General features: G+C 66.7%; 13 protein-coding genes. 9 read left to right on the plus strand and 4 right to left on the minus strand.

What is annotated here, in order from left to right; translation table 11 throughout:
- Positions 1 to 110: 110 nt before the first annotated feature.
- Positions 111 to 977 (plus strand): polyphosphate kinase 2, encoded by an 867-nt coding sequence (ppk2, locus tag BR07_RS0115910; protein ID WP_027506294.1) that lies wholly within the window; start codon positions 111 to 113, stop codon positions 975 to 977.
- A 1-nt stretch (position 978) separates the two neighbouring features.
- Here the strand turns inward: ppk2 and BR07_RS0115915 are convergent, their stop codons facing one another.
- A complete protein-coding gene (locus BR07_RS0115915; RefSeq protein WP_027506295.1) occupies positions 979 to 3,042 on the minus strand; it encodes a prolyl oligopeptidase family serine peptidase in 2,064 nt (687 codons plus the stop codon).
- Between the two features lie 161 nt (positions 3,043 to 3,203).
- Here BR07_RS0115915 and BR07_RS26315 point away from each other — a divergent pair, with 161 nt between their 5' ends.
- Genes BR07_RS26315 through BR07_RS0115930 form a run of 3 tightly spaced genes read left to right on the plus strand, consistent with a single transcriptional unit; the run spans position 3,204 to position 5,477 of the window.
- On the plus strand, positions 3,204 to 3,893 hold the full coding sequence (locus BR07_RS26315) for a hypothetical protein (RefSeq protein ID WP_155957054.1): 690 nt from the start codon (positions 3,204 to 3,206) through the stop codon (positions 3,891 to 3,893).
- Positions 3,894 to 3,903: 10 nt separating this feature from the next.
- Complete coding sequence (locus tag BR07_RS24940; RefSeq protein WP_051613459.1) at positions 3,904 to 4,521, plus strand: TMEM175 family protein; 618 nt, start codon at positions 3,904 to 3,906, stop codon at positions 4,519 to 4,521.
- On the plus strand, positions 4,518 to 5,477 hold the full coding sequence (locus BR07_RS0115930; protein WP_027506297.1) for a dipeptidase: 960 nt from the start codon (positions 4,518 to 4,520) through the stop codon (positions 5,475 to 5,477). Before BR07_RS24940 ends, BR07_RS0115930 begins: the two co-directional genes overlap by 4 nt.
- A 21-nt stretch (positions 5,478 to 5,498) precedes the next feature.
- On the opposite strand, the gene BR07_RS0115935 is transcribed toward BR07_RS0115930, so the two are convergent.
- Positions 5,499 to 5,921 (minus strand): nitroreductase/quinone reductase family protein, encoded by a 423-nt coding sequence (locus BR07_RS0115935; protein ID WP_027506298.1) that lies wholly within the window; start codon positions 5,919 to 5,921, stop codon positions 5,499 to 5,501.
- A 179-nt stretch (positions 5,922 to 6,100) separates the two neighbouring features.
- On the opposite strand from BR07_RS0115935, the gene BR07_RS0115940 reads away from it, so the two are divergent.
- Together BR07_RS0115940 and lpdA are read left to right on the plus strand one after the other, a co-directional pair.
- Positions 6,101 to 6,949, plus strand: coding sequence for an aldo/keto reductase (locus BR07_RS0115940; RefSeq protein ID WP_027506299.1), 849 nt, complete (start codon positions 6,101 to 6,103; stop codon positions 6,947 to 6,949).
- Between the two features lie 98 nt (positions 6,950 to 7,047).
- The gene (gene lpdA / locus BR07_RS0115945; RefSeq protein WP_027506300.1) at positions 7,048 to 8,451 is read left to right on the plus strand and encodes a dihydrolipoyl dehydrogenase; all 1,404 of its coding nucleotides are present in this window, start codon (positions 7,048 to 7,050) and stop codon (positions 8,449 to 8,451) included.
- Positions 8,452 to 8,510: 59 nt separating this feature from the next.
- On the opposite strand, the gene BR07_RS0115950 is transcribed toward lpdA, so the two are convergent.
- A complete protein-coding gene (locus BR07_RS0115950) occupies positions 8,511 to 9,047 on the minus strand; it encodes a carboxymuconolactone decarboxylase family protein (RefSeq protein WP_027506301.1) in 537 nt (178 codons plus the stop codon).
- 92 nt (positions 9,048 to 9,139) lie between these two features.
- Here BR07_RS0115950 and BR07_RS0115955 point away from each other — a divergent pair, with 92 nt between their 5' ends.
- Both BR07_RS0115955 and BR07_RS0115960 read left to right on the plus strand, forming a co-directional pair.
- On the plus strand, positions 9,140 to 9,373 hold the full coding sequence (locus BR07_RS0115955; protein WP_027506302.1) for a helix-turn-helix transcriptional regulator: 234 nt from the start codon (positions 9,140 to 9,142) through the stop codon (positions 9,371 to 9,373).
- Positions 9,370 to 9,864 carry a hypothetical protein gene (locus BR07_RS0115960; RefSeq protein WP_027506303.1) on the plus strand — a complete coding sequence of 165 codons (495 nt, stop codon included), beginning with the start codon at positions 9,370 to 9,372 and terminating at the stop codon, positions 9,862 to 9,864. Before BR07_RS0115955 ends, BR07_RS0115960 begins: the two co-directional genes overlap by 4 nt.
- A 1-nt stretch (position 9,865) precedes the next feature.
- Here the strand turns inward: BR07_RS0115960 and ramB are convergent, their stop codons facing one another.
- Positions 9,866 to 11,278 carry an acetate metabolism transcriptional regulator RamB gene (gene ramB, locus BR07_RS0115965; RefSeq protein ID WP_027506304.1) on the minus strand — a complete coding sequence of 471 codons (1,413 nt, stop codon included), beginning with the start codon at positions 11,276 to 11,278 and terminating at the stop codon, positions 9,866 to 9,868.
- 176 nt (positions 11,279 to 11,454) lie between these two features.
- On the opposite strand from ramB, the gene BR07_RS24945 reads away from it, so the two are divergent.
- Positions 11,455 to 11,817, plus strand: a complete 363-nt coding sequence (locus BR07_RS24945) for an SPW repeat domain-containing protein (RefSeq protein ID WP_037186125.1) — start codon at positions 11,455 to 11,457, stop codon at positions 11,815 to 11,817.
- Positions 11,818 to 11,876 lie beyond the last annotated feature (59 nt).

The following is an 11,876-nucleotide window of genomic DNA, read 5'->3' on the forward strand; positions in this document are numbered from 1 at the left end:
GAAACTCCGCCTGTCACGGCATCTGCTGTTCACCCCGTGATCACCGTCCCGTCTCCGGCGGCTCGTAGGTTCCTGGCGTGACCGCTCTCGATGACTTCGCCCTGTCCCGGATCGTGGACCTCTCGGACACCTCGTCGTTCAGCGTGCGGGACGACGACGACGACGACCCCGTGTTGCTGACCGGTGACGGAGTCCCGGTGGACACCTGGCGCCAGGCGTACCCGTACGACGAACGGATGCCGCGCGCGGAATACGAAGGTACGAAACGTCTTCTGCAGATCGAGTTGCTGAAGCTGCAGATGTGGATCAAGGAGACCGGTGGCCGCCACGTCATCGTCTTCGAAGGTCGCGACGCCGCCGGCAAGGGCGGCACGATCAAGCGCTTCATGGAGCATCTCAACCCTCGCGGCGCGCGGGTGGTGGCACTCGAGAAGCCGTCGCCACGCGAGTCGACGGAGTGGTACTTCCAGAGGTACGTCACCCACCTACCGGCTGCCGGAGAGCTGGTCCTGTTCGACCGCTCCTGGTACAACCGGGCCGGCGTGGAACGTGTGATGGGATTCTGCAGCGACGAGCAGTATCACCGATTCCTCCACCAGGCACCGTTGTTCGAGCAGATGCTCGTCGACGACGGAGTGCAGCTGACCAAGTTCTGGTTCTCGGTGTCCCAGCTCGAACAGCGGACGCGCTTCGCCATCCGCCAGGTCGATCCGGTACGGCAGTGGAAGCTCTCGCCCATGGACCTCGCCTCCCTGGACAAGTGGGACGCGTACACGAGGGCCAAGGAGGACATGATCCGGTTCACCCACACCGATCACGCCCCCTGGACGACGGTGAAGAGCAACGACAAGAAACGCGCCCGCCTCGAGGCGATGCGCTTCGTGCTGAACAGCTTCGACTACTCGAACAAGGACCACGAGGTGGTGGGGCGCCCGGATCCGTCCATCGTCGGACTTGCGGAACCGGACACCGACTGACCTAGCGGGTACCGCCCCCGAGCGTCCGCCACAGGAACGTGTACGCCAGCGCGGACTTGAATGCGGCCTGCGCGTTGTCGGCCGCACCGCCGTGGCCGCCCTCGATGTTCTCGTAGTAGGAGACGTCGTACCCGTACTCCTCGAGGAGGGCGTCCATCTTGCGCGCGTGCCCGGGGTGCACACGGTCGTCCCTCGTCGACGTCGTGATGAGGATCGGCGGATACACACCGATCGAGTTCCCCGGCGGTGAGACGTTCTGGTACGGGCTGTACTCGGAGATGAAGGCCCACTCGTCGGGATCGTCGGGATCTCCGTACTCGGCCATCCACGACGCCCCGGCCAGCAGGCGGTGATACCGCTTCATGTCCAGGAGCGGCACCTGACACACGATGGCGCCGAACGACTCCGGGTACTTGGTGAGCATGATGCCCATGAGCAGGCCGCCGTTGCTGCCGCCCTGCGCGCCCAACTGGTCCGGGGTGGTGATGCCGCGCTCCACCAGATCGCTCGCGACCGCCGCGAAGTCCTCGTGCACCTTGTGTCGACCGGACTTCAGCACCTCGGTGTGCCACGACGGCCCGTACTCGCCGCCGCCGCGGATGTTCGCCACCACGTAGGTACCGCCCCGAGCCAGCCAGGCCGCGCCGACCACGCCGCTGTACGAGGGGGTGAGTGAGACCTCGAAACCGCCGTATCCGTAGAGGAGGGTGGGGCCTGCGGCCGTCGGACGGTCCTGCGTTCCGGGGTTCCGTACGACGAAGTAGGGCACGCGTGTGCCGTCGAGTGAGCTGGCGAAGTACTGCTCGACCGCGAGGCCCGTGGTGTCGAAGAACGCGGGAGCGGACTTCAGGACCTCGGGTTCGGTCCCGACGGTGCCCACCAGAAGAGTGGACGGAGTGAGGTGGCCGCTCGCGTCGAGGAAGTATTCGTCACCGCCGAACTCGGGGTCGGTGCCGATGACGGTGACGTCGACGGCGTCCGGGAGCCCCTGCAGGCGTTCGGAGGTGACCGTGTCGCCCAGCGTCACCACGTGCACGCTGGAGCGGACGTCCTCGAGCAGCACCATCAGCAGATGGTTCTCGGTCCACGCGTACTGGTGCAGCGACGTGCGGGCGTCGGGAGCGAAGACGACGACCAGATCCCTTGCACCGGAGAGGAACTCGTCGATCTTCGCGGCCACCAGCGACCCTGCGGCGTACTCGGTGCCGTCGACGGTCCATGCGGTCGTCAGGCGAACGGTCAACCAGTTCTCGTGCAGGGACACCGAGGCATCGGTGGGCACGTCGAGGACCGTGGTCGATCCGTCGTCGTGAAGAATGGAGGTGACGGCATTGAAGAAGTCGGTGGCGCGCTGGACCAGGCTGCGCTCGAAGCCGGGCGTCGCATCGTGCGAGGCGGACACCGCGACGTCGGTCTGCTCACCCTCGTACACGACGGGAGCCTCCGCGAGAGGAGTTCCACGGAGCCACCGGTGTGCGCGCCGGGGGTACCCGGAATCGGTGAGCGACCCGGGTCCGAGATCCGTGCCGACGAAGACCGTGTCCGCGTCGATCCAGTCGATGTCCGTCTTGGCCTCGGGGACGACGAAGCCACCCTCGTCGGGTGCGACGAAGGAGCGGGACGTGAGCGAGTACTCGCGGATCACCGATGCGTCCGCGCCGCCGCGCGACAGGGAGATCAGCGCGCGGTCGAACGACGGACGGAGCACCTGCGCGCTCTTCCACACCCAGTTCTCGCCCTCGGCCTCGGCGAGAGCATCGAGATCGATGATGACGTCCCAGGCGGGACTGTCCTTCCGGTACTCCTCCATGGTGGTGCGCCGCCACAGCCCGCGGGGGTGCGACGCGTCCTTCCAGAAGTTGTAGAGGTGGTCGCCGCGCTTGCGCGCGTACGGGATGCGCGCGTCGGTGTCGAGAATGCTCCGGATGTCGGTCTCGAGCGTCCGGAACTCGTCGTTCGCGGTGAACTCGTCGACCGTGCGCTCGTTACGGGCACGCACCCACTCGAGGGCGGCGTCGCCGGTCACGTCTTCGAGCCACTCGTACTTGTCGGTCACACGCACCATTCTGCCCGTGGGGCGACACCGCCGCCGCGTGCGGAAACAGCGCGTGGAGGAATCGTAGTGGCATCAAAACAAGATCGCGGTATGTTCCTAGGGTAGTATCACGCCACAAAGGACGGAATGAGTCCGTATTCGGTCGGGGAGACCATCACAGGGAGTGGATGATGACCGTGTCGATCCAGAGCGACGGCGTCGGAGCCGTGACGAACCACGATGTGGCGGGCCACGGTGTGACGGGTTCCAGGAGCCGTGTCCACGGCACCTCGGCTCGGGGAACCGACTACGCCGGCGTGCACGTCGTGTACCTCGGTCACCGATCGGCGGTGGTCACGGCAGCGATGCGCCTGATCCTGCCCGGCGCCGAGGTGACCTTCGTCGAGGCGGATCGTCTGCACGAGCTGTCCGTCGACGGTGAGGCGATCGTCCTGATGGACGGGTCGCACGACCCGGCCGACGTCCCCGCTCTCCTCGAGGCCGCGGCGCGCCGCAGTGTCGGCATGGTGGTGGGATCGCGCAGCACGACGGGTGGTCGAGACGGATCGTCCGCGCTGCGTCGCGTGGGCACGAGAGTGGCGAACGCGCTGATCCGGCACACCGCAGACCTGCCGCTGCGCGACGTCACCTCCAGCTTCCGCGTGTACACGGGCGACGCCTGGCGATCCATCGACGGCGCCGCGGCGCTTCGCGGAGGTCTCCTCCCGTCCCTCGTCACCTCCGCCCACGCCGTGCACCATCAGCGCTGGATCATTGCCGAGGTGCCGGTGAGCACGCGGCCGCTGTCGGGCACTGCGCGACCGAACGTCGGATCACTCCTGCGCACGGTCGTCGTTCTCGCGAGGCGCCGCCGGGCCTAGAGTCGTCCGGGTGACCGAACCCGACACCGAGGTGCGCTCTCAGCAAGGGCTGGACCGCATCGTGTTCTTCTCCGACGCGGTGGTGGCGATCGCCATCATGCTCGTCGTGCTCCCCCTCGTGGACAGTGCCCGCGACACCCCGGAGGGTGCGGGAGCGTTCCTGCGGGAGAACGGCTACGCACTCGTGGCCGCGGGCATCAGCTTCGCGGTCATCGCGGGGTTCTGGCGCGATCATCACGCGCTCTTCACTCGTGTCACGGGGTACGACGAGGTCGTCGTGCGGCTCAACCTCCTGTGGCTCGCCGGCATCGTGCTGATGCCCGTGGCGACTGTGCTGGAGGTCGCGGCTCCCCACGGGGACCCGTTGTCGGTGGGGCTGTACCTCGGGGTCATCGCCGTGACCATGATCGTGTCCCGTCTCCTCGCAGCACGAGTGCGTGCTGCGGGCTTCCTGCGTGGAGATCTGCGTCGCGGCGCGCGCGGCGCGGCGGTGCCCTGGGTTCCGGTCGTTCTGTTCCTGGTGGTCTCCGCGGTGGCGCTGCCCGTCCCGTCTGTGGGCCTCTACGCACTGCTCGCGATGCTGTTCGCCCCGTTGCTCTCTCGCGCGCTGGCCGGAGGTGCGCGGTGACAGCGCTGTGGGAACAGCACACCTGCCTGCCGCTGTACGCGGACACCGACATCACCGAACTGGCGCGGTACGAGGCGGGGAGCTACCTCTCCGTCAACGTCGGCTACTCGCCCCACACGAAGGCGTCGGCGACGGAGTTGGCCACGACGTGGAGTGCGCGGGCACTCGCGGACGGTCGCTTCCTTCCGGCGCGGAGCGTGGCCGACATCGACGAGGCCCGACGACGGGGACTGCGTGCCCTGGCCTTCGACCTCGAGGACTCCGCTCCTCTGGACGGCGACCTCGACAACGTGCGCTACTTCGTCGAACTGGGCGTGCGCTCGATGCTGCCCACCTACAACCATGCGAATGCCGCGGGATGCGGATGCCTCGACGCCGTCGACACGGGTCTCACCGCCCACGGACGCGACCTGATCCGGGCGATGAACGAGGCGGGCATGGCAGCGGACGGGTCGCACTGTTCCCGGCGGACGGGGCTCGACATCGCCGCGACGACGTCCCGGCCGATGATCTACAGTCATTCCAATTTCGCTGCGCTGTGGGAACATCCGCGGAACATCACCGACGAGCAGGCGCGTGCGTGCGCCGACACCGGCGGCGTGGTCGGCATCAACGGGGTGGGCATCTTCCTCGGCGTCAACGAACCCGAACGTCGCGCGGATCGGGTGCGCGCCATGGCCGACCACGTCGAGTACGGAGTCGACCTGGTCGGGATCGATCACATCGGTGTCGGCAGCGACTACTCCTTCGACCACGAGGACTTCAACACCGAGTTGGCGCTCCACCCCGAGGCGTTCTCCGAGGAGTACACGAGATACGGGGCACTGCAGTGGGTTCCGCCCGAGGACACCCACACGCTCCCGGCCGTGCTCGCCGAGCGCGGCTGGGACGAGAGTGCGGTGGCGGCTGTGTTCGGCGGCAACTTCCGCCGCGTGGCCGACGCCGTGTGGACCTGACGCCGGCTGGACCCGACCCTGTCAGGCGGGCGTCAGGCGGAAGATCGGGAACTGTCGCCCCTCCGCCGTCGTCGTGTACTCGAGGAAGCCGGGGGACGCCGAGGTGAACTTCGCCCAGTGAGTCTCCCATTCGTCGTCGGGCACCTCGGTGACGTCGACGGCGATGGTGCGTACGGTCGCGTCGTCGCCTGGGACCTCCATGTCGATGCGTGGGTGAGCCCGGAGGTTGTGCACCCATGCGGGATCCTTCACCGCCCCCGCCGCGGAGCCCACCACCAACCAGGTGCCGTTCTCGGAGATCGCGAAGAGCGGGTTCAGCCGCACCTCGCCGCTACGTGCACCGATCGAGTGCAGCACCACGAGGTTGTCGCCGAACCCGGCTGTCGCCACGTGTCCACCGTTGTCGCGGAACTCCGCGATGACCATCGAGTTGAAGTCGCTCATGGTGGTCATTCTGGTGTCCTCGTCGTCGCGACGACCATCGATCCGGAATAACGATTCGACACACCCGTTGCACCAGAGGAGCGGGGCGCCCGCGGGTGGCTTCACCGCCCCCGTCGCGGGGTACTCCGCGCACACGAGCACGAACTCGGATCACGAACAACGAACAGGAGTTCACGCACATGAGCCACGTTCCTTCCCTCTCCCTCAACGACGGCCGGTCCATCCCCCAGCTGGGTTTCGGCGTCTTCCAGATCGAGCCGGAGAAGACCGCCGATGCCGTCCGCACCGCGATCGAGGTGGGCTACCGCCACCTGGACACCGCGCAGATGTACGGCAACGAGAAGGAGACCGGCCAGGGAGTGAAGGACTCGGGCGTCTCCCGTGACGACGTCTGGATCACCAGCAAGCTGAACAACGGCTTCCACCGCCCCGACGACGCCCGTCGCTCGTTCGACGAGACACTCGAGAAGTTGGGCACCGACTACATCGACCTGTTCCTCATCCACTGGCCGCTGCCGACGCAGTACGACGGTGACTACGTCTCCACCTGGAAGGTGCTCGAGGAGTTCACGAAGGACGGACGGGCGCGCAGCATCGGTGTCTCGAACTTCCAGGTGCCGCACCTCGAGAAGTTGGCGCAGGAGACGGAGACCGTCCCGTCGGTCAACCAGATCGAGGTCCACCCGTACTTCTCGAACTACCAGGTGCGCGCGTACGGCGCGGAGCACGGAATCGCCACCGAGGCGTGGTCACCCATCGCGCAGGGCAAGGTTCTCGGTGACCCCGAGCTCGAGCGCATCGCGAAGGACGTCGGCAAGACCACCGCGCAGGTCACCCTCCGCTGGCACATCCAGCGCGGCGACATCATCTTCCCGAAGTCGGTCACGCGGGAGCGCGTCGAGGCGAACTTCGACATCTTCGACTTCGAACTCGACGACCGTCAGATCGCCGACATCTCGGCGCTGGACAAGGGTGAGGACGGCCGCACCGGCCCCAACCCCGATACGTTCGACATGATCCCCGACTGAATAGAGCCGCTGAAATAAGGACACGAAAGGTCCGGTTACCAGCCAGTAGCCGGACCTTTCGGTGTGTGTCCGGATCGACGGGACTAAGGTGGGCAACCGTGACCTCACACTATGACGTCGTCGTTCTCGGAGCCGGACCCGGTGGGTACGTCGCAGCCATCCGCGCGGCGCAGCTGGGCCTGAAGACCGCCATCATCGAGCAGAAGTACTGGGGCGGTGTCTGCCTCAACGTGGGCTGCATCCCGTCCAAGGCTCTGCTGCGCAACGCCGAACTGGCGCACCTGTTCACCAAGGAAGCCAAGCAGTTCGGCATCTCCGGTGACGTGTCGTTCGACTTCGGCGCTGCCTACGATCGCAGCCGCAAGGTCGCGGACGGTCGCGTCAAGGGAATCCACTTCCTGATGAAGAAGAACAAGATCGACCAGCTCGACGGCAAGGGGTCGTTCACCGACGCCAACACCATCGAGGTGGAGTTGACGAAGGGTGGCAGCGAGACCGTCACCTTCGACAATGCGATCATCTCCACCGGCAGCACCACGAAGCTGCTGCCCGGAACGTCGCTGAGCGAGAACGTCGTGACGTACGAGGAGCAGATCATGACGAAGGAGCTCCCGGGCTCCATCCTCATCGTCGGCGCGGGCGCCATCGGCATGGAGTTCGGGTACGTCCTGAAGAATTACGGCGTCGACGTCACCATCGTCGAGTTCCTCGATCGCGCGCTCCCGAACGAGGACGAGGACGTCTCCAAGGAGATCGCCAAGCAGTACAAGAAGCTCGGCGTGAAGATCATGACCGGCGCCGCGGTGCAGAGCATCGACGACGACGGCAGCAAGGTCACCGTCGCGATCAAGAACAACAAGAGCGGCGAGACCGAGACGGTCACCGTCGACAAGGTCATGCAGTCCGTCGGATTCGCTCCTCGTGTCGAGGGATTCGGGCTCGACAAGACGGGCGTCGAGGTCACCGATCGCGGGGCCATCGCCATCGACTCGGTCATGCGCACCAACGTGCCGCACATCTACGCGATCGGTGACGTGACGGCGAAGCTGCAGCTCGCCCACGTCGCCGAGGCACAGGGTGTCGTGGCGGCCGAGACCATCGGCGGCGCCGAGACGCTTCCCATCGACGATTACCGCTTCATGCCGCGCGCGACCTTCTGCCAGCCCCAGGTAGCCAGCTTCGGTCTCACCGAGCAGCAGGCCAAGGACGCCGGCCACGACATCAAGGTCGCGACGTTCCCCATGACGGCGAACGGCAAGGCACACGGACTCGGCGATCCCACCGGCTTCGTCAAGCTCATCGCCGACACGAAGCACGGCGAGCTGCTCGGCGGGCACCTCATCGGACCCGACGTCTCGGAGCTCCTCCCGGAGCTGACGCTCGCGCAGAAGTGGGACCTGACGGCCACCGAACTCGCGCGCAATGTGCACACGCACCCGACGCTGTCCGAGGCACTGCAGGAGGCCATCCACGGCCTCGCAGGGCACATGATCAACTTCTGATCTTCCGACGAGAACACCCCGGCCGCTCACGAGCGACCGGGGTGTTCTCGTCTGCGCAGCTACTGGTAGTCGCGGGGGATGCGCAGTGTCGTGATCGTGGTGGCGAGTCCGTCGTACTGGGTCACCAGCAGCACGAACTCGATGAGCGATCGGGACGACCAGACCGTCGTCAGCTCGGTCCACGTGGCGTCGGACAGATCGCGGGTCGACACCAGCTCGTCCACCGCCCGCAGGATCAGGGCGGTCCGACTGTCGAGACCCGGAGCGTCGGGACCGGCGGCGATGGCGTCGGCGAGGGCGTCGTCGATGCCGGCGCGCGCGCCCAGACGGAGGTGATGGTCCTGTTCGTACCGGCAGTCGCGGAGTGCGGCGACCCGCAGGATCACCGTCTCGGTGTCCTTGCGGGGCAACCCACCGAACGGCATCAGGCGGCCGCTGTAGAACAGCCAGGCGCGGAACAGGCCGCCCGTCTGTCCCAGAGTGGAGAACAGGTGCATGTCGCCGGTGCGGGTGACCGCGCCGGCCAGTCGGGCGATGCCCCAGTTGACGGGACGCAGCGAGCGGAGGGTGGCCGGAGGGGTGCGGTGTCCTGTCACGTCGCTGAGGCTAACACCCGAGTCTTCCCCCGCTCGGTGATCTGATGTCAAGAAGTCTTGACACGTAATGACAAGTGGAGTTGACTCGGATCATGGTCGTGACGAACCGGGTGCGGGAGTTCCGTAAGTCGTCGCGCCTGACCCAGGCGGAACTGGGGCGGGCGTGCGGAGTGAGCCGGCAGTCGATCGTCTCGGTCGAGGGTGGCGACTATTCGCCCAGCGTGTACCTGGCCCTGAAGCTGGCGGGAGCGCTCGACTCGACGGTCGAGGATCTCTTCCCGCTCACCCCCGATGATCGGCTCGAACCTGAGGAGGAATCGACATGAGCATCTTCACCTCGTCAATGCGAATGGTCGGCGATCTGGACAGCGAGTTCTATGACGACGAGCGTCAGAGAGACGTGTGGAACGAGGCAGCCGCAGTGGGTCTGCAATTGCACATCTTCGGCGGGCTGATCGCCGCCGCCGTCCTCCCATGGGTTGCCGGTCCGACAGGTGCGTGGATCGCGTTGGGCATCATCGTCTTCGGTGCGGTCGTGAACTACGCGACCATCGGGTACGCCAAGTCCAAGAACGTCGACCTGTTCGCAGAGTCGCGGTGGTTCACGGCGCGCGCCAACGTGACTGCCGCGTTGATGCTCGTCGCATTCGTCGGCATCGGCGTGACGCTCGCTCCCGACAAGTACCTGCCGAGCCGCGCGGGAGCCGACACGTGGGCGGGCCTGGTGGTCGGGGGGATCGTCGGCGGCGGAGCGGTGGCGCTGATGATCCGGCGCAGCCGCCGTCGCAAGCAGCAGTTCGAGACCGAAGAGGACTGAGTCAGCGAATGGTATACGGCGACACCGAGCTTCGATGTTCGTCGATGTCGAGTTCCTTGCCCAGCGGCGGGAACGCACGCTGCGGGCAGTGGGCACGCTCGCACACGCGGCATCCGGCGCCGATCGGCGTCGCCACGGAGGATCCGTCCAACTCCAGGCCGTCGGCGTAGACCAACCTATTCCCGTGACGCACTTCGCATCCCAGACCGATGGCGAAGGTCTTGCCGGGTTCGCCGTAGCGCGCCGCTCGCCGCTCCACCGTGCGCGCGATCCACAGGTAGCGCCGACCGTCGGGCATCTCGGCGATCTGGGTCATGATCTTGCCCGGGTAGGCGAACGTCTCGTACACGTTCCACAGCGGGCACGTGCCGCCGCTCGACGAGAAGTGGAACCCGGTGGCCGACTGGCGTTTGGACATGTTGCCGGCACGGTCGACCCGGACGAACGAGAACGGGACCCCGCGGAGCGACGGCCGCTGCAGCGTCGAGAGCCGGTGACAGATGGTCTCGTAACTCACCGCGTAGTAGGCGGAGAGTCGTTCGATGTCGTACCGGAAATCCTCCGCCACCTCGTGGAAGCGCGCGTACGGCAGCACGGTCGCCGCGGCGAAGTAGTTGGCGAAGCCGAGTCGTGCGAGTGCCCGCGACTCCGCGCCGGTGAAGCCCCCGTCCTCGACCATGCTGCGGATCAGGTCGCCGTTCTCCAGGTACGCGAGTTCGGCCGCGAAGCGGAACACCTTCTGGCCGGCCGACAGTCGCGGGGAGATCTCGAGAACACGGGTCCGCGCGTCGAAGCGGTGCAGGACGTTCTCGCCCAGGTCGATGCGCTCGATGACCTGGACGTCGTACAGATTGCGGAGCCGTTTGGCTATCTCGGCCGCGACGTCCGCCCGGTGGAAACGCAATCGGTTCGCCAGGTCCTCGGCCGCACGATCGAGTGCGTCGAGGTAGTTCTGGCGTTGGTAGAAGTAGTCGCGGACCTCCTCGTGCGGTTTCGAGATGGATCCGCTGCCGCTGCCGTCGGCGAAGCGGTCCTCGGTCGCCGCCGCGAGTTGGGCGGTGGTGTTGCGGTACCGGCGATGCATGGTGACCATCGCTCGCGCCATCGCCGGGTGGTCGGCCACGAGTTCGGCCAGCTCGTCGATGTCCGCGTCGACTCCGACGTCCTGGTCCAGGGTCACCTCGCGGAGTTCGGCGACGAGCCTCGTGTCGTCCTGGGTGGAGAAGAACGTGGTGTCGACCCCGAACACTGCGGTGATGCGCGTCAACACCGCTGACGACAGCGGTCGGACGTCGTGCTCGATCTGGTTGAGGTAGCTGGCCGAGATCGCGAGCTGCTTGGCGAGCGCCGCTTGGCTCAACCCTCGCTCGACCCTCAGTTGGCGAAGCCGGCCGCCGACGTAGGTCCGTGCCATGCGGACAGTCTAGGACGCCCCCGGCATTACCCCGTCTTTGCCAGGTCCTTGCAGGTGAGACGGGTTTCAGGTCTGGTCTGTCACACACGGGCGCGCCGGGGAAGACGGGCGCACACTGGGCGTTGCAGGGGGCAGATGTGCAGTGCACGTGAGAGACGACTGTGAGGAGAAGCGAGATGGCCCACTCGGTACGACAGGAAATTGCCCGCGACGCGGTGGTGCTGGTGGCAGGCACCGTTCTGGTGTTGTCGACGCTCTGGCTCCCGGTGCCCCACCGCAGCGAGGTGGCCGGCGCCATCCTCGTGCTGGGTCTGCTGGCGGCATTCTCGGCGCTGTGGGCCATGGGCAGTGCATCGCGCTCGAGCCATTGGGCCCACGTCGTACTCGGTGTCGTGCTGGCGACGTCACCCGTCGTCCTCGCATTCCCCGCCGGTGCTAGCACGGCGGACTACTACGCGCTCGTCGGCGGCGTCGTGATCGCGGCGATGGGTGTACTGGGAGTGCTGACCGAGCGTCGTCGGGTCGCTGCGACGGCCTGACGCACCAGAAAACAGTACGAACGTACGGTGACGGTGGTCACAGCCGGCCGCGGGCGACG

The sequence above is a fragment of the Rhodococcus sp. UNC23MFCrub1.1 genome (assembly GCF_000686025.1).
Taxonomy (GTDB): Bacteria; Actinomycetota; Actinomycetes; order Mycobacteriales; family Mycobacteriaceae; genus Rhodococcoides.